The organism is Streptomyces sp. NPDC090032 (genome assembly GCF_044748025.1).
In the GTDB taxonomy this organism is placed as follows: Bacteria; Actinomycetota; Actinomycetes; order Streptomycetales; family Streptomycetaceae; genus Streptomyces.
Map to the genome: position 1 here is coordinate 44,167 of NZ_JBIVFF010000013.1, position 17,962 is coordinate 62,128.

General features: G+C 72.7%; 13 protein-coding genes. 9 read left to right on the plus strand and 4 right to left on the minus strand.

Going from position 1 to position 17,962, the window contains the following annotated elements; genetic code table 11:
• Positions 1 to 8: 8 nt before the first annotated feature.
• The 3 genes from ACIPWY_RS29605 to ACIPWY_RS29615 all read right to left on the minus strand — a co-directional run bounded on the left by ACIPWY_RS29605 (position 9) and on the right by ACIPWY_RS29615 (position 4,439).
• Positions 9 to 1,220, minus strand: coding sequence for a pyridoxal phosphate-dependent aminotransferase (locus tag ACIPWY_RS29605; protein ID WP_362903470.1), 1,212 nt, complete (start codon positions 1,218 to 1,220; stop codon positions 9 to 11).
• Between the two features lie 111 nt (positions 1,221 to 1,331).
• A complete protein-coding gene (locus ACIPWY_RS29610) occupies positions 1,332 to 2,927 on the minus strand; it encodes an amidohydrolase family protein (protein ID WP_401535746.1) in 1,596 nt (531 codons plus the stop codon).
• Between the two features lie 213 nt (positions 2,928 to 3,140).
• Positions 3,141 to 4,439 (minus strand): amino acid deaminase, encoded by a 1,299-nt coding sequence (locus tag ACIPWY_RS29615; protein WP_401535748.1) that lies wholly within the window; start codon positions 4,437 to 4,439, stop codon positions 3,141 to 3,143.
• Between the two features lie 152 nt (positions 4,440 to 4,591).
• Here ACIPWY_RS29615 and ACIPWY_RS29620 point away from each other — a divergent pair, with 152 nt between their 5' ends.
• From ACIPWY_RS29620 to ACIPWY_RS29655, 8 genes are all read left to right on the plus strand, one after another.
• Entirely contained in the window at positions 4,592 to 5,644 is a 1,053-nt protein-coding gene (locus ACIPWY_RS29620; RefSeq protein WP_401535750.1) for a sugar kinase, read from the plus strand.
• The gene (locus ACIPWY_RS29625) at positions 5,641 to 6,465 is read left to right on the plus strand and encodes an IclR family transcriptional regulator (RefSeq protein ID WP_362903478.1); all 825 of its coding nucleotides are present in this window, start codon (positions 5,641 to 5,643) and stop codon (positions 6,463 to 6,465) included. Before ACIPWY_RS29620 ends, ACIPWY_RS29625 begins: the two co-directional genes overlap by 4 nt.
• A complete protein-coding gene (locus ACIPWY_RS29630) occupies positions 6,462 to 6,872 on the plus strand; it encodes a RidA family protein (protein ID WP_100598214.1) in 411 nt (136 codons plus the stop codon). The genes ACIPWY_RS29625 and ACIPWY_RS29630 overlap by 4 nt, the downstream gene beginning before the upstream one ends.
• 120 nt (positions 6,873 to 6,992) lie before the next feature.
• On the plus strand, positions 6,993 to 8,474 hold the full coding sequence (locus tag ACIPWY_RS29635; protein WP_362903480.1) for a gluconate:H+ symporter: 1,482 nt from the start codon (positions 6,993 to 6,995) through the stop codon (positions 8,472 to 8,474).
• A 126-nt stretch (positions 8,475 to 8,600) separates the two neighbouring features.
• On the plus strand, positions 8,601 to 9,734 hold the full coding sequence (locus ACIPWY_RS29640; RefSeq protein ID WP_362903482.1) for a hypothetical protein: 1,134 nt from the start codon (positions 8,601 to 8,603) through the stop codon (positions 9,732 to 9,734).
• Entirely contained in the window at positions 9,731 to 10,441 is a 711-nt protein-coding gene (locus tag ACIPWY_RS29645) for a hypothetical protein (protein WP_401535754.1), read from the plus strand. The genes ACIPWY_RS29640 and ACIPWY_RS29645 overlap by 4 nt, the downstream gene beginning before the upstream one ends.
• Before the next feature lie 5 nt (positions 10,442 to 10,446).
• Positions 10,447 to 11,100, plus strand: coding sequence for an RES family NAD+ phosphorylase (locus ACIPWY_RS29650; protein ID WP_362903486.1), 654 nt, complete (start codon positions 10,447 to 10,449; stop codon positions 11,098 to 11,100).
• Between the two features lie 55 nt (positions 11,101 to 11,155).
• Entirely contained in the window at positions 11,156 to 15,307 is a 4,152-nt protein-coding gene (locus tag ACIPWY_RS29655; protein ID WP_393703787.1) for a CHAT domain-containing protein, read from the plus strand.
• Positions 15,308 to 15,365: 58 nt separating this feature from the next.
• Here ACIPWY_RS29655 and ACIPWY_RS29660 read toward each other — a convergent pair whose 3' ends face one another.
• Complete coding sequence (locus tag ACIPWY_RS29660; protein WP_393703785.1) at positions 15,366 to 17,273, minus strand: caspase domain-containing protein; 1,908 nt, start codon at positions 17,271 to 17,273, stop codon at positions 15,366 to 15,368.
• Between the two features lie 273 nt (positions 17,274 to 17,546).
• On the opposite strand from ACIPWY_RS29660, the gene ACIPWY_RS29665 reads away from it, so the two are divergent.
• Positions 17,547 to 17,912, plus strand: coding sequence for a hypothetical protein (locus ACIPWY_RS29665; RefSeq protein WP_362903493.1), 366 nt, complete (start codon positions 17,547 to 17,549; stop codon positions 17,910 to 17,912).
• Positions 17,913 to 17,962 lie beyond the last annotated feature (50 nt).

Genomic DNA, 17,962 nt, shown 5'->3' on the forward strand with positions numbered 1-17,962 from the left:
AGGCGGCGTCAGGGCTGGCTGTAGCCGTCCAGGAAGCGGCCGATGCGCGTCACGGCCTCCGTGAGCTGACTGGCGGTCGGCAGCGTGACCACCCGGAAGTGATCCGGCTCCGGCCAGTTGAATCCCGTACCGTGCACGACCATGATCTTCTCGGCGCGCAGCAGGTCGAGCACCATCTGCCGGTCGTCCTTGACCTTGAACACCTTCGGGTCGAGCCGCGGGAAGAGGTACAGCGCGCCCTTCGGCTTCACGCACGTCACGCCCGGGATCTGCGTCAGCAGCTCGTACGCGACGTCCCGCTGCTCCTTCAGGCGGCCGCCCGGGAGTACGAGCTCCGTGATCGTCTGGCGTCCGCTGAGCGCCGCGACGACGCCGTGCTGGCCCGGCATGTTCGCGCACAGGCGCATGTTCGCCAGGATCGTGAGGCCCTCGATGTACGAGTCGGCGTGCGCGCGCGGCCCGGAGATCGCCATCCAGCCCACGCGGTAGCCGGCCACGCGGTACGCCTTCGACATGCCGTTGAAGGTGAGGGTCAGCAGGTCGGGGGCGATGGCGGCGGTCGGCGTGTGGGTCGCGTCGTCGTAGAGGATCTTGTCGTAGATCTCGTCCGAGCAGACCAGGAGGTTGTGGCGGCGGGCGATGTCGGTGAGGCCGCGCAGCATGTCGTCGCTGTAGACGGCGCCCGTCGGATTGTTCGGGTTGATGATCACGATCGCCTTGGTGCGGTCGGTGACCTTGCGCTCCACGTCGGCGAGATCGGGCATCCAGTCGGACTGCTCGTCGCAGCGGTAGTGCACGGCGGTGCCGCCGGAGAGCGAGACCGCGGCCGTCCACAGCGGGTAGTCCGGCGCCGGGACGAGGACCTCGTCCCCGTCGTCGAGGAGCCCCTGCATCGCCATCACGATCAGCTCGGAGACGCCGTTGCCGATGAAGACGTTCTCGACGTCCGTCTCCACGCCGAGGGTCTGGTAGTGCATCATCACCGCGCGGCGGGCCGCGAGCAGGCCCTTCGCGTCCCCGTAGCCGTGCGCGTCGCCGAGGTTGCGGAGCATGTCCTCGAGGATCTCGGGCGGGCACTCGAAGCCGAAGGCGGCGGGGTTGCCGGTGTTGAGCTTGAGGATGCGGTGGCCCGCCGCCTCCAGACGCATCGCCTCCTCGAGCACCGGGCCCCGGATCTCGTAACAGACATTGGAGAGCTTCGTCGACTGGATCACCTGCATGTCCGTGAGCTTACGGCCGGCTGTCGCGGGGTGCTCCGTGTTTTCGGACACGTGGGGCGGCGCGGGAGGGCGCCGCCCCAGGTGGGCCCGGGGTCCGGCCGTACGGGACGGTTACGCCGTTCTGCGGACCGAGCGCCCCGCGAGCACATCCGTGCGGCGCCCGTCCTCCATCACGAACTTCCCGTCGATCAGGACGTGCGGGATGCCCACGGGCAGCGTGCGCGGGGCCTCGAAGGTGGAGCCCGCCGCGACCGTCTCCGGGTCGAAGAGGACCAGGTCGGCGCGGTAGCCCTCGCGGACCAGGCCGCGGTCGGGCAGGCGCAGCCGGGCCGCGGGACGCGACGTGAGGTGGGCGACCGCCTCCTCCAGCGACATGATGCCGAGCTCACGCACGTAGCGGCCGAGGTAGTGCGGGAACGTGCCGTACGCGCGCGGGTGCGGCTTGAAGCCCTGGAGGATGCCGTCGCTGCCGCCCGTGTGCACGGGGTGCTGCATGATCGCCCGCACGTTCTCCTCGTGGCCGACGTGCTGGAGGATCGTCGAGCCCAGCTTGTCGTTGATGAGCAGGCGGCGTGCCGTCACCCACGGCGCCTCGCCGCGCGCGTCGGCCGACTCCTGGACCGTCTTGCCGACACAGGACGCGAGCCCCGGGTCGGACACGCCGGAGATCTCGATCGCGTCCCACTCGATGGGCACACCGTGGCAGCCGTCCGCCCCGATGACCTCCATGTGGTGCCGGATCTTCTCCGCGGTCGCGTCGTCCTGCAGCCGCTTCATGATCTCGTCGGGGCCGCCCTCGCTCGCCCAGCTCGGCAGCATCGCGACGAGCGTCGTGCTGCCGGGGGTGTACGGATACGTGTCGAGCGAGATGTCGGCGCCGTCGGCGAGCGCCTCGTCGAGCAGGGAGATCAGCTCGGGCGCCTTGCCCTTGTTCACGCCGAAGTTCATCGTGGCGTGCGCGAGATGGAGGGGGCAGCCCGCCTCCCGGGTGAGCTCCACCATCTCCCGGTACGCGTCGAGCGCCCCGGCGCCGTACGAGCGGTGGTGCGGACAGTAGTAACCGTCGTACGAGGCCACCACCCGGCACAGCTCGGTGAGTTCGGCGTCCTTCGCGTACATGCCGGGCGTGTAGGTGAGGCCGGACGACATGCCGACGGCGCCCTGCTCCATGCCCTCGGCGACGAGCCGGCGCATGCGGTCGAGCTCCTCGGGCGTGGCGTCCCGGTCGTCCCAGCCGACCGCGTACATCCGGACGGTGCCCTGCGGGATCAGGTACGCGGCGTTGACCGCGATGCCGCGGTCGAGGCGGTCCAGGTACTCGCCGACCGTGCGCCAGTCGAAGTCGATGTCGGAGCCGTCACCGTTCCAGCCGGTGATCGCGCGCCGGACCTCGGCGAGGGTGCGGTCGTCGACGGGCGCGTACGAGAGGCCGTCCTGGCCGAGGACTTCGAGCGTGACGCCCTGCGCGGCCTTCGCACTGTGGTCCGGGTCGCGCAGCAGCGCCAGGTCGCTGTGGGCGTGCATGTCGACGAAGCCGGGCGCTAGCGCGAGGCCGGCCGCGTCGAGGTTGCGGCGCCCGATGGGGCGGGCGCCGGCGCCCTCGGGGTGGATCGTGGTGATCCGGCCGTGCTGGACGCCGACGTCGGCGCGGTAGGAGGCACCACCGGTGCCGTCGATGACGTGCGCGTCGCGGATTACCAGGTCCATGGGGGTGCCTCTCTTTGGTGGGGGGTTCGGGTGCGGGTCTCGTCGTGGCTGGTCGCGCAGTTCCCCGCGCCCCTGAAATGCATGCGCTGCGCGCAGCATTTCCCCGATGAAGAAGGCGCGGCGAAGCCGCAAGCCTTCTAGGGGCGCGGGGAACTGCGCGACCAGCCCCCCACCGAAGCCGCACCCGAACACGCGGCCCCGATGCCCTTCGCCCTAGAAGAACGTCCGGACGTAGTCCACAACCGTGCCGTCCGCCTCGACGAGAGGAATCAGCTGCCACTTGTCGAAGGACGTGCACGGGTGCGACAGGCCCATGCCGAGCCAGTCGCCGACCTGCACGTCCTCGCCGCTCTCCGTGCGCAGCCAGCCGTGCTGGTCGGAGAGCCCCGTCACCGTCACGCCGGTGGCCTCGCGCACCTCGCCCGTACGGGCGTCCCGTACGACCTGGGCCTCGGGCAGATCCAGGTCGTACGCCGCGTCGCGCTTGCCCGCGTTCGTGAACGCCTGCTCCGCCGTCGGGCGCGACACGACCTGCGCCCACAGCCGGAACGCCGGGTGCAGGGCACCCTCCTCCGGGACGCGGTTGAACGGCGTCAGGTGCTTGTAGTGGCCGTCGTCGTGCGAGACGTACGCGCCCGAGCGCAGCAGCTTCAGTACAGGCGCCGAGAGTTCGGGCAGTTCGGCGAACACCTCCGCCACCGTGTCGAACCAGGCGCTGCCGCCCGCGCTGACCACGATCTCGTCCAGGTCGGCGAAACGGTTCGCCTTGTCGAACTCGACGGCGAGCGCGGTCAGGCGGCGCAGCCACGCGCCCACCGTCTCGGCCGACGCGTTCGGCACCTCGCCCTCGTAACCGGCGACCCCGACCAGGCGCAGGGTGTCCGCCGCGGCGACGGCGTTGGCGATGTCGAAGCACTCGGCCTCGGTCCGCACACCCGTGCGCGCGCCGTCGCCCGCACCGAGCTCCACGACCAGGTCGACCGGCCGCGTGGCCCCCGCCTCGGCGAGTGCGGCGTCCATCAGCTCGACGGCGCGCACCGAGTCGATGTAACAGATGAAGCGGAAGTCGGGGTCGCGGCCGAGTTCGCCCGCGAGCCAGCGCAGGGCCGCCGGGTCGACGAGCTCGTTCGCGAGGAAGATCCGCTGGATACCGAAGGCGCGGGCGACCCGCACCTGGTGCGGGACGGCGAGGGTGATGCCCCACGCGCCGTGCTCGATCTGGCGGTGGAAGAGCTGCGGCGCCATCGACGTCTTGCCGTGCGGCGCGAAGGCCAGGCCGTGGCGAGTGGCGTATGTCTCCATGAGCGCGAGGTTGTGCTCCAGGCGCTCGGCGGAGAGGGCGAGGACCGGCGTCGTGAAGCCGCCGGTGAAGAGGTTGCGGCGCTCGGCCGCGAGCTCGCCGACGGTCAGGCCTTCCGCGTCCGGGGGCAGCCCCTTGAAGCGGTGGTCGACCCGCTCAAGATGCAGATCCCTGAGCCGGGCTACGGCGTTGACGGCGCTGTCGGCGGCCATGGAGCCTCCTCATAAGAAGGCCGTTGCAAATGATGCAACGGTCATTGCGTATGTCGCTTACTGCTGTCTAACATCCGAGCCAACGCCGGGTCAACGGAGCTGTTGATCCCTTCAGGGCGCGAGCCCAGACCCCACGAGGAGCCCGAACCACCGTGACCGCCACCGGACCTGCCGCCCCCGCGCACCACGCACCCGTGGATGTCGTCACGCTCGGCGAGTCCATGGTCACCTTCGTGCCCTCCGTACCCGGGCGCCTCGCCGACGTACCGTCCTTCGACCGCGGCATCGGCGGAGCCGAGTCCAACGTGGCGTGCGTGCTCGCCGCCGCCGGGCACACCGTCCGCTGGGTCAGCCGCGTCGGCGCCGACGGCTTCGGCGACCACCTGGTCGACACGATCGGCGCGTACGGCGTCGACACCTCCGCCGTACGCCGCGACCCCGCCCGCCCCACCGGCATCTACTTCCGCACCGCGGGCGACCGCGCCACCGACGCCCACGAGGTCGCCTACTACCGCGCCGGATCCGCCGCCTCCGCGATGACCAGCCAGAACATGGACCTGGCCGCGATCCGCTCCGGCCGCGTCCTGCACCTGTCCGGGATCACGCCCGCGCTCTCGCCCGGCTGCCTCGACCTCACCGCGGACCTCACCGCCCGCATCCCCGCCGGCCGGCCCCTCGTCTCCTTCGACGTCAACCACCGCCCCGGCCTGTGGCCCCGCCCCGACGATGCCCGCGTCCTGCTCGACCTGGCCCGCGGCGCCGACCTCGTCTTCGTCGGCGAGGACGAGGCCGAGGACGCCTGGGGCATCACCGGCGGCCCCGACGCCATCCGCGCCGCCCTCCCCGAACCCGCGACGCTCGTCGTCAAGCGCGGCGCCGACGGCGCGGTCGCCTACGACGAACACGGCGTACGCCACACCGAGCCCGCCCCCCGCGTGGACGTCGTCGCCGCGGTCGGCGCCGGCGACGCCTTCGCCGCCGGCTACCTCTCCGGCGCCCTGCGTGGCCTGCCCGTACCGGCCCGCCTGCGCCACGGCCACCTCATGGCCGCCGCCGCCCTCACCACCCCCGGCGACCTCGCCGCACCCCCGAGCCGCGTCCACGCCGACCGGCTCGCCGACCTCGACGACGCCTCCTGGGGGACACTGCACCTCGGCCCCGGCTGGACCGCCGACGGGGCCGCGGAGGAGGTACGTACGCCATGAGCCAGACAGTCGACCGAGCACTGAGCATCCTGCCGCTGCTCGCCGAGGGGCCCGCCGACCTGGGTCAGGTCGCCGACCGCCTCGGCGTCCACAAGTCCACGGCCCTGCGCCTGCTGCGCACCCTCCACGAACACGGCCTGGTCTACCGCCAGTCCGACCAGCGCTACCGCCTCGGCGCGCGCCTGTTCGCCCTCGCCCAGGAAGCCGTCGAGAACCTCGACGTCCGTGAGATCGCCCACCCCCATCTCACCGCGCTCAACGAGAAGTGCGGCCACACGGTCCACCTCGCCGTGTACGAGGAGAACGAGGTCCTCTACATCGACAAGGTGGAGAGCCGCTACCCGGTCCGTATGTACTCGCGCATCGGGAAGCCGGTGGCCATCACGGTCGCCGCCGTCGCCAAACTCCTCCTCGCCGATCTCTCCGAAGCCGAGCGCCGAGCCATCGCCGAGAAGCTCGACTACCCCGCGTACACGGCCCGTTCGACCCCGAACGCCGGCGCGTTCCTCAAGGAACTCGCCGTCGTCCGCGAACAGGGCTGGGCCACCGACCTCGGTGGCCACGAGGAGTCCATCAACTGCATCGGAGCGCCCGTCCGGGGCGCCGACGGGCGCGTCGTCGCCGCCATGTCGGTGTCCGCACCGAACGTGGTCGTCACCGCCGAGGAACTTCTCACCCTGCTCCCCCTGGTGCGCCGCACGGCCGACGCCATCAGCAGGGAGTACTCCGGAGCCGTACCCGTCTCCAAAGAGGCCCCCGCCAAGGCCCCCACCAAGGCCGCTCTCAAAGAAGCCCCCACGAAGGAAGTCACTTCACGATGACCGAGAAGACCGCGCTCACCCCCGCCACGCACACGACCCCGCCCGCGAAGTTCTCGCACGGCGTCAAGAAGGGCAACATCCTTCAGGTCGCGGGCCAGGTCGGCTTCCTGCCGGCCGTCGAGGGCCAGGCCCCCACCCCCGCGGGCCCGACCCTGCGCGAGCAGACCCTCCAGACCTTCGCCAACGTCAAGGCGATCCTCGAAGAGGGCGGCGCCACCTGGGACGACGTCATGATGATGCGCGTCTACCTCACGGACGTCGACCACTTCGCCGAGATGAACGCGATCTACAACGCGTACTTCGAGGAGCAGGGCCTCAAGGCCCCCGCATCCGCCCGCACCACCGTCTACGTCGGTCTCCCCAAGGGTCTCCTCATCGAGATCGACGCGCTCGCCGTCCTGAGCTGACGCTTTCGCGACACCCGTAACCCGTACGTCGTCACGGTGCGGCGCCCACCCCGGGGCGCCGCACCGCGATCCCCCCTGCCCTGATCCTGAAAGTTTCATGGAATTACGAGGTCCCCCCTCATGTCCCTCATACCGCTCGCCGCGACCGCCCCCGCCCCCGCGCCACCCCACACCGGCGGCCTCCTGACGATCATCGGCGGCACCACGGGCCTGCTCACCTGCGCCGCGCTCGGCATCGTCCTGCTGCTCTTCCTGATCATCAAGGTCAGACTCCAGCCCTTCCTGGCCCTCCTGACGGTCTCCATAGCCGTCGGCCTCGCGGCCGGCCTCTCCGTCACCGAACTCTTCGGCACCGTCCAGAAGTCCGACGCCGTCTCCCTCATCGAGTCCGGCATGGGCGGCACCCTCGGCCATGTGGCGATCATCATCGGACTCGGCACCATGCTCGGCGCGGTGCTCGAAGTCTCCGGCGGCGCCGAGGTGTTGGCGTCCCGCCTCCTGAACCTCTTCGGCGAGAAGCGCGCCCCCCTCGCCATGGGCCTGACCGGCCTCATCTTCGGCATCCCGGTCTTCTTCGACGTCGGCATCTTCGTCCTCGCGCCGATCGTCTACGCGGCCGCCAAGCGCGGCGGCAAGTCGATCGTCCTCTACGCCATGCCGCTGCTCGCCGGCCTGTCGATGACCCACGCGTTCCTGCCCCCGCACCCCGGCCCCGTCGCCGCCGCCGGACTGCTCCACGTGCAGCTCGGCTGGGTCATCCTCATGGGCATCATCTGCGGCATCCCCGCCGTGCTCGCCGCCTGGGCCTGGTCCGCGTGGATCGGCAAGCGCATCTTCGTGCCCGTCCCGCAGGACATGGTCGAGGCCGCCGACGAGGCGAAGGCCGCTCTCGTCGAGGAGCAGCGCAAGGCCGGCGTGAAGCCGACCGAGAAGCCCGTCCCGCTCGGCACCGTCCTGGCGATCATCGGCACCCCGCTCGTCCTGATCCTCCTGGCCACGTTCTCCTCGATCGCCCTCGACCCCTCCACGGTCCGCTCGGTCATCGAGTTCTTCGGCCACCCCTTCGTCGCCCTGACGATCGCCCTGCTCCTGGCCTACTACCTGCTCGGCATCCGCCGCGGCTGGTCCCGCAAGTCCCTGGAGACGGTGTCCACCGCCTCCCTGAAGCCGGTCGCCAACATCCTCCTGGTGGTCGGCGCGGGCGGCATCTTCGGCGCGGTCCTCAAGGGCAGCGGCGTCGCCCAGGCCCTCTCCGACACGTTCAACGACGTGGGCCTGCCCGTCATCGTCCTCGCCTACCTGATCTCCCTGGTCCTGCGCGTCGCCCAGGGCTCGGCCACGGTCGCGATCGTCACGACGGCCGGCATCGTCCTGCCCCTCATCGAGGCGGGCCACTACTCCCAGCCGTTCACGGCCCTCGTCATCATGGCCATCTCGGCGGGCTCCATCTTCGCCTCGCACGTCAACGACGGCGGCTTCTGGATGGTCGCGAAGTACTTCGGCATCTCGGAACGCGACACCCTCAAGACGTGGACGGTCCTCGAATCCGTCCTGTCCGTCGCGGGCTTCGCGGTGGCGGCGGTGATCAGCCTGTTCGTCTAGCCGGACCGTCCGTACGACAACCGGCAAGCGACCCGTTTCCGACCGGACCGCGCCCGCAGGGCGCGGTCCAATGGAACAACGGAACGGGCTTGTGGGGCTCGCGGCGCCGGTGCGATGCTGATCGCCATGCCGCCGCGACCCCACCTGCCCGATCACGGAGCGGTCCTCGCGGAGGTACGGAAGGTGCGACGAGCCGGAGTCGTCAGACTGCGTGAGCTCGATGTGCCGGCACTCGCCGAGGTCTCCCGTGAACTTCCGCAGGGAGACGGCGAGTTGCCCGGGGGACCCGTGGAGCGGGTGCTGCGACTCGCCGTCTCCCGCATGGGCGGAGGCACCCTGCAGACCGCCGCCGAGTACAGCCTCGGCCTCGCCCAGGGCACCCGCGACTGGCCGGCCGCCGACCGGCGCCGGCGGGCCGCACAGGTCTACGGGGTGAGCGTCGAACGATTCCGCAAGCACCACGAGCTGATGGTGCTCGGACAGGTCACCGAACAGATCGTGGCCGTGGCGGCCACAGGAACCGCTGGAACCACCGCAATTTCCTTACCGGCAGCGGAAGCCGACGCCGCCGAGGGCGGTTTCCCGGCCGCGCACCGCGTGCTGCGGCCGCGTGTCCACCACCGCACCGTCCCCGTCACCCTGCACGTCCACTCCGTCGACCTCCTGCGGGACGTGGACGTCGTGCTCTCGCCCACCAACACGTACTTCGCGCTGCCCGCGCCCTACAAGTCGTCCGTCTCGGCGACACTGCGCCGCGCGGGCGCGCGCCGGGACCCGGCCGGGGGACTCGTGGAGGATCACGTCCACGACGAGTTGCGGCAGTGGGCCGACCGGCACGGGGTGCCCGCGCGGGCCGCCCAGCCCGGCACCGTCGCCACCACGTCGGCGGGCGCCCTCACCGCGCAGGGCGTACGCCGCATCTACCACGTCGCCGTGGCTGTCCCGAGGCCCGGCACGAACGACTACGACGTCCAGCCCGCCGACGTGACCCGGGGCGTCGCCCGCGCCTTCGCCCTGCTCGCCCAGGAGTCCGCGCGGCACGACCCACCCCTGCGCTCTCTCTGCCTGCCCCTCCTCGGCGCCGGCCGCGGCGGCCTCACCCCGCTGGAGAGCTTCGGCGCGGTGTGGGCGGCGGTGGAGGCGGAACTGGCGCGCGACGCCGAGTGGGACGTGCACTTCGTCGTGCGCCGCCACGCCCGCGCGGACCTGCTGGAACGCCTCCTCGCCCGTTCACCGGCCGACGACAGGGAGCCCCGATGAACCCGTACGCCGTACTGGCGGCGGCCGCGTCGCGCTGGGACCGGGTGGCGGGCCGGATCGGCCCCGAGGCGCGCGACCGGCTCGCCGAGCTGCTGGCCGCGGTGCGACGCCCGGACACCGGCCACAGCGCCGGGAGCGGGCCTGCCGGGGACGCCGCCGCCCGGGCAGCCGCCGAGCTGCTCGCCCAGGAGATTCCCGCCGAGTTCGGTACGGAGCAGACGGCCCGGCTCGCCCCCGACGCCACCCTCACCCGGCCCGACGCCACCACACCCGACCTCACCGGCCCCGGCCTCACCGTGCACGGCTATGCCGCCGATGACCTCGCCGTTCTGCTCAGCGACGGCCACCGCATGGTCGGCCCCGTCCTCGGCCCCGTACGCAGGCGGCTGCTCGCCGAGCCCGCGCTCGACGCCGAGGCCGTGCTCCAGGGCGGCGGCTCCCCCTTCGCGCCCGAGCTGATCCGGCTGCGCGGCGCGGGCGGCCAACTCCGGCTTCCACGGTTCCAGTTCTCCGAGGACACCCTGCCCTGGCTGGTCGTCCTCGAAGTGAACGCCGTGCTCGCCGCCGACCGCGACCCATGGGGCGCCGCCGACTGGTGGCTGTCCGCCAACACCTGGCTCGGCGGCACGAGCCCGGCCGCCCTGCTCGGCTCGGGACGCGACCGCCAAGTCACCGACACCGCGCGGTTCCTGATGGAGGGTGAGTAACCGCCGTGCCCAACTACCGTCCGCCCGACACCATGACCGGAGCCCCCGGCAAGGCCGTCTTCGCCCGCGGCACCCTCCTGTACCGCGTCCACGGATCCCACCGCGCCGCCCGCGACTTCAACCCGCGCCCCGCGCACTGCCTCTACGGCGGCGGCCGCTTCGACGGCACGTCCTGCGACCCGTACGGATACCTGTACGCCGGCCTCACCCCGGCCGCCGCCGTCTGCGAGACGCTGCTGCGCTCCCTGCCCTTCGACCCGTCGGGCGGGCCGCGCCTGCTGCCCCGCGCCGCCGTCGAGGGACGCCGCCTCAGCACCGTCCGGCTGACCGCGGACATCACCGCGGTACCGCTGCTGTCCGCACAGGAACTCGCGGCCGTGCACCAGGACAGCTGGCTGGTGCACACCGAGTCCCACGACTACGCGTACACCCGCGACTGGGCCCACTGGATCCGCCGGCACACGGCGCCCTGGGCGCAGGGCCTCGTCTGGTCGTCCAAGCGGGAGCCCGCCGACCGCACCGTCGTCCTGTTCGGCGACCGCTGCCCGGACGGCACGCTGCACACCGTCGAGGAGGACGCCGTCGACTTCTCCACCGCCGACGGCAGGGAGTGGCTCAACTCGCTGCTCCAGCCGTACTACGTACAGCTCGCCCCCTGAAAACACGCCGCTGAAATCACGCCTCCCCGAAGAACGCTCCCCGAAAGAACGTGCCGTGGCCGACGACGAAGTGACCGCCGAAGATCTGCGCGCCGAGCGTGACGCCCTCCTCGACGCGCTCGCCGCGATGTCCGCCGACGACCCGGACACCCCGGCACTGTGCGCCGAGGCCGGTGAACTCAGCTACCGCATCAACCTGCTGGCACCCGACGCGGAGGATCTCGGCCTCGCCGCCCAGGCCTTCGGGCTCGCCTTCAGGTCACCCGGCGAGGAGGACGTGTGGTCGGCGTGGCGCATCCTGTACGCGCATGTGCGTGCCTTTCAGTACGACGCCGAGCCGTCGACCGAACTCCTCGATGAGGTAGCGGAGTTGCTCAGGACGGGCATGTCCGGTCTCGCGCACGCCCCTGACGCGTACGACGCCGTACGCGCCCTCGGGTGCCACCTCCTCGCCCTGTACGCCAAGGCCCGCTACCTCGCCGCCGACGCCGCGGACCCGCAGCGCCTCGACATCCTCGACGAGGCGATCCGGCTGCACGAGGAGGCCTCCGCGGTCCTCGACGACGGCAGCGAAGAAGCCGTCGACCTGTACGAGAGCCGCGGCTACCTGCACCTGGAGCGGTCGCTGACCGACAACGGCGTCGCGCACACCGCGGCCGCCGCCGCGCACTACCGCCTCGTCCTCGACGCCGCGCTGCCCACCAGCGACCTGCCGCTCGTGCGGCACAGCCTCGCCACCGCCCTCATGCTGCACGGCCGCGCCACCGGCGACCGGGACGAACTCGAAGAAGCCAGAGGGGAGTTCGGGACCGCCCTCCTCGAAGCCCGGCGGCGTGACGAAGGAGCACCCGAGTGGGCGTGGGAGGCTGAGATCCGCTCCGCCTTCGTCCGTGTCCTCATCTGGTCCACCTGGAAGGACCACGCCCAAGCCGCCGCCGCCGAAGCCGAGCTGAACACCCTGCTCGCCGGACCCGGGGCAGCGGACCGGCTCCTGCCGCACTACCTCGACGGGTTCGGGCGCCTGCTGTTCGAGAGGTCGAGCGCGCGCGACGACCCCGCCGGACAGGACCGCGGCATCGCGCTGCTGCGGCGGGCCGTCGACACATGGGTGCCGGAGCGGGACGGCAAGGTGATGCCGGCCGCCTTCTTCCTCGCCGCGTTCCAGCAGGGCCGCTACCAGGACGACCCCGACCCTGCCCGGCTCACCGACGTACTCGACGGCGCCCGGCTCATGCTCGCGGACGAGGACATCCCGGAAGACACCCGCAGCACGGCCCGGATGCTGGGCGGCTGGGCCCGCTTCATGCAGGAGGAGACCGGGACCGCCCCCGAGCCCGAACCCGGCGACCCCTTCGCGCGGATGAGCTTCGAGGAGGTCCGCGAGAGCTTTCTCGGCATCCTCGACGACATCCAGAACGGCCGCACCTTCCTGGACTTCGACGAGGACGACGAGGACTTCCCCGGGATGGCGAAGGGCGTCATGGGGCCCGCCAGGCTGCAGGGTGGCTTCGACGCCGCGTACGGCCGCTGGCGCGCCGCCGGGAGCGACCCCGCCATCACCGGCCGCGAACGCGCGGAGGGCGCCCTCGGCCTCCTCGCCAACCTGCGGATTCTCGACGCCCACGGCACACACGTCACCACCGCGCAGAAGGAGGAGCTGATCGACTCCGTCCTCGCCACCGACCCGGACGACCCCGCCTGGCAGCGCCGCGCCCACGCCGTCGTCGCCCAGGTGCGGCTGTGGGACGAGATGCAGGGCACGGGGCACGGCATGGACGCGGTCATGGGCCACCTCGCGCAGGCCGAGGCCGCGGGCGGCGGCGACACCCTCGGACAGGGGCTCGACCTGGCCCGGATGATCGCAACCCGGCACCGCGGCGAGATCGGCGCCGCGGGCGACGACCGCGAGGAGGCGGGCGCGGCCTGGCGGCGGCTGCGCGAGAGCCCCGGGCTCACCCCGCACCTGCGCCGCGTCGTCGACGCCCAGCAGGCCTCCTTCGACGCACATGAGGCCCTGCAGCGCGGCGACCTCGAAACCGGCGACACCCTGCTCGCCCAAGTCATCGCAGCGCACGCCGAGTTCGCCGAGGACGACCCCGCCCGCATCGAGGTGTGGACGCACATCGAGAACGCCCGCATGGTCCGCGACGACCTCGCACGCCGCCTGGGCGCCCCGCCCGCACCCCCGCTCGTGGGACGCCCGACACTCACTCAACTCCGGCGCGCAGCCGCCAAACTGCCGCGCGACCACCGCGCCTGGGTGCTCGGCGACAACGGCATCTCCCGCTTCGTGCGGGCCGGGCAGATCCAGGACACCACCGCGCTCACCGAGGCGATGGGCCTGCTCAAGGAGGCCCACGACATGGTCGACGAGGGCAGCGACAGCCGCCTGCGCTACGCCAACTGCCTCGGCGCCGGCCACTGCGCACTCGCGGGCGTCCAGTACGACCCGGCGGCCCGCCGCCGCCATCTCGGCCAGGGCATCGCCCTGCTGGAGGCGGCCTTCGGCGCGGCGGGCGGCCCCGAACACCGCCTCTACGCCTCCACCGGGCTCGGCCTCGGCCGCGCCTACCGGGCCCGCGGCGACCTGCGCCAGGGCGACCGGGCCGCCGGCCGCCGCATCGGCCTCGACGCGCTGCGCGGCCACGCCTGGGCGGCACTCCTGCAGTCGGGCACCGACCACGCCGCGCAGGCCGCGGCCCAGGCCACGACGGCCGCCCTGGAGGTCGCCGGATGGTGCCTGCGCGACAACGCGCCCGACGAGGCCGTCCAGGCCCTCGACGCCTGCCGCGGCCTGGTCCTGCACGCCGCCACGACATCGCGCACCGTGCCCGAACGCCTGACGGCCGCCGGGCACGCGGAGCTGGCCGCCGAATGGCGCGCGTCCGGCATCACCGAAGGCCCGGCCCCCGACCCGCTCACCGCGGTCCAGTCGTCCCTCTCGGTCCCCAGCGCGCTGCGCCGCCGCGTCCTCACGGCCCTCACCGGCGAGGACGGCCATCAGGACCGCCTCCTCGCACCCCCGGCACCGCCCGAGATCGGCACAGCGCTGCGCGCCCTGCGCAAGGACGCCCTGGTCTATCTGGTCCCGGCCACGGACGACGCGGGCGGATCGGCCGTCGTCGTCACGTCCGGCGGCGACGTGCACGCCGTACCCCTGCCCAAACTCGTCGAGGACGCCGGGCCACTGCGGGACTACGTGTCCGCGGGCGCGGCGACCGACGTCCGCGACATGGGCCCCGCCACGCCCGGCCCCCGCAAGGACACCCGGACCCTGCGCCAGGGGCTCGACCGCCTCTGCTCATGGGCCTGGTACGCGGGTGTCCGGCCCCTCTTCGACGCCTTCGCGGCGCGCCCGGGGCGGGTGCCGCGGCTCGTGATCGTCCCCATGGGAAGCCTGGGGCTCGTGCCGTGGCACGCCGCGTGGGTCCAGGACGGCGGGCGGCGGCGGTACGCCCTGGAGGAGGCCGAGATCTCCTACGCCGCCTCCGCCCGGCTGCTGTGCGACGTCGCCGCGCGGCCCGCCGTCGCGCACACCGGCGCCGCTCTCGTCGTCGGTGACCCGACCGGCGGCCTGCGCTACGCGGGCGAGGAGGCCGACGCCGTGCAGCGCGCCTTCTATCCCGAAGGGCTCTTCCTCGGACAGCGGGCGGGCGGCGTCGCCGACGGGCCCGGCACCCCGCAGGAGGTCATGGCCTGGCTGCGGCGCAGCGAGGCCGACGACGGGGCCGTGCTCCACCTGGCCTGCCACGCCTCCATCGCCACGGACGCCCGGCACACCGCCCATCTCGCCCTGCACGGCGGACAGCTGTCGGCGGAGGAACTGACCGAGGCCATCGGCGGCTCGGGGCGCGGACGGCTCGGGCTCGTGCTGCTCGCCGCGTGCCGCAGCCATGTCTCGGGGCGCGGCCACAACGAGGCGTACAGCCTGGCGACCGCGTTCCTCGTGGCGGGCGCCCGCTCGGTGGTGGGCTCCCTGTGGCCGGTGCCGGACGATGCCACCTCCGTCCTGATGTACATGACGCACCACTTCCTGCGCACCGGCGACGAACCGCCCGCCAAGGCGCTGCGCCGGGCCCAGCTGTGGATGCTCGACCCGGAGCGCGAACTCCCCGGCGGGTTCCCGCAGCAGCTCGCCCGGCGCGCCCGCCGCATCGACCCCGACGACCTGAGCTCCTGGGCGGGCTTCACCCACCTCGGGCAGTGACTAGGGCCTCTCGTTCGGATCACGCCGGGCTCGCGGGGTCTGACCCGAACGAAAGACCCTAGGGGCCCGGCACCACCGTGCGCAGCCCGATCGTGCGGACCGTCCACCGCCCCGGCGCCCGCGCGCCCGTCACCCGCCCCGCCTCCCGGCTGTGTCCGCCGGACTCCGGCGCGGCGAACCGCAGCACGTCCGAGTCCGTGGACGCCGTGCCGCGGCTGGCGCCACGCGGATCCCACGCGGGCATCTCGAACGGCACCGTGTTCAGCTCGCCCTCCGCGACGATCAGCTTCAGCCAGTCCTTGACCGAGGCCCCCGGCTCCACCGGCCGGTTCGGCGGCAGCGACAGCTGCACCGGATCGCCTTCCAGGGCGTGCCCCGTGTGACCCGGCGCGATGAAGTGGCCGGGGAACAGCGCCGCGTGGCTGCCGTAGCTGTCGGTCAGGTCGAGCAGCAGGCACCACAGCGGCCGGTCGGGGGAGCGGTTGTGCAGCCGGACGGAGACGAGCGGCTCCCGCGGCCCCTCCGGGCCCCGCTCGTACGAGCAGACCACCTCGCCGCTGCCGTCGGGCAGCAGCACCTCACCGGCCGGCGGTCCCCACGCCACGATCTCCACCTGGACGAGGTTGTCGAGCACGCCGGGGCGCGGTGTCAGGTCCCTGAGCTGGTGCCAGCGCGTGAGGTGGGTGAGGCAGTCGACGACGCGCCCGGCGTCGCCCGGCCCCGTCAGCGGCAGGGGATCCACGAAGGGCGTGCCGTCCCGGCGCAGCACCTGAGCCTGCCCGTCCCGCGCCCTGACGGCGAAGTGCAGATCCGCGCCGTCCCGCTCGGACACCACCCGGCGCAGCAGCGGCGCCGGTCCGCCATCGGGACCCGCCGTCCTCAGCGCCGCGCCCAGCAGGTCCCCGGCGGACGGCCACCCGTCCGTGTCCAGCCGGACGGTGGCGGGGGCGAGGGGCAGCGACGACAGAGCCATCGGGTACACCTGGCCGTCCTGCGGCGTCCAGTCCACCGGATCCACGAACGCCTTGTCGACCCGCACGTCACGGGCCCGTACGACACCGCCGGCCGCGGGGTCGTCCACGACGGTGAACTCGGCACCCGGCGCGGTGATGCCGTGCCCCGTACCGCAGTCGACCTCCCAGCCCCCCGCCCCGCCGCGCAGCAGATACGGGCTGGGGTCGCGGGCCAGCGTGCCGCCGAGGAACGGAAGATCGGCGGGCCCGCCGCGCGTGGCGGGCAGCAGCACCGGCTGCTGGAGCCCGCTGTCGCGCCGCACCCGCGCGTCGGCCGCCGCGAGGAGCTGCCGGTACGTCGCGCCGGGCCCCGCCGCGCGCACCGCCGCGAGGAGCGCGTGCGTGAACACGCCCCGACGCCGGCCGTCGTAGTGCCCCTCGTACGACAGCTGGTCGGACCGGCTCGCGGCGAGCAGCAGATGGCGGCCGCCGCCCGGGGGAGCGGGGGCGTCCCGGGCCGTCAGGTCCCACTCGGGGGAAGGCGGCGCGAACCGGGCGGTCAGCTCGCCGTCGCGCGAACCGCCGCCGGAGAAACAGCAGTCGAGTACGGCCACGACGTGCGCCCCGCCCGCCGCGACCCCGTCAAGGAGCGCCCCCAGCCGCTTGTCGGGCAGCGGCCCGTCGACGCACACGAGCGCCTGATTGCGCCCCGTCGACTCGATCAGCAGATCGTCCCCGTACGCCTGCTCCTCCGTGCCGTGGCCGGAGAACCAGAACAGCGCCGTGTCGCCGGGCCCCGCGGCGCCGAGGAAGCCGCGGATGCCGTCCTCCACCGCCTCCACCGTCGCCTCCCCGTCCCGCGCGAACCGGATCTCGGCCGGAACCGTGGCCGCGGTGCGCTCGGCGAGCAACTCACCTGCGGATTCAACGTCGTTGAGGCATCCCCTGAGCGGTGCCGCGACGGTGGACGAATAGGTGTTCACACCCACCAGAAATGCATGGATCTTTCCCATGGCGGAGAGTCTGACACTCGGCGTGGGCCGTGTGGCCGGGCGTTGTGGGTGGGAACTGGGCGAGTTCCGGGCCGAATCGGGGCATCGGGGTGCCATGAGGCCGTTGAGGTCGCACGATGGGGTCGGGATGGGACATCATTGGTCCATCCACGGACCGTCGGGGGACACATGGGTCACTTAGAACGGCCTCGACGCATTGTGCAGACCGGGCAGGCGTCGCAGAGCCTCAGCACCACAGGTAACAAATCCCAACAGGCCCCGGGTGCCGCCCCGTTGCGCCGCGAACGATGGCAAGCCCGCTCGCAGGAGCTGCGCGAAGCCGTCGCCCGCCTGGACGCCGGGGTCGACGAAGCCGCCCGCAGGCAGCTCGCCGACTGGATCCGCGAGGAGTACACGACCTCCTACGGCGAGATCCCGCTCGGATTCTTCTCCCGCTGCTACCTCGGACCGCCGTATGTGGACCACCAGTTGAACCTCTTCCAGGTGATCGTCCGCCACTTCGCCCCGTCCGACCCGGTGCCCGAACCCTTCTCGGGCGCCCGGATGCTCGTGCGCACCGGGGGCTACGCCTTCGTCGAGGTCTACTCCGGGGGCCTGCTGCTCCCCGTACTCGACGACGGCACCGTCGTACGCCCCTGAGCGCCCCGAACACCGAGACCCCGAACACCGAGATCCCGACGCCGAGAGAT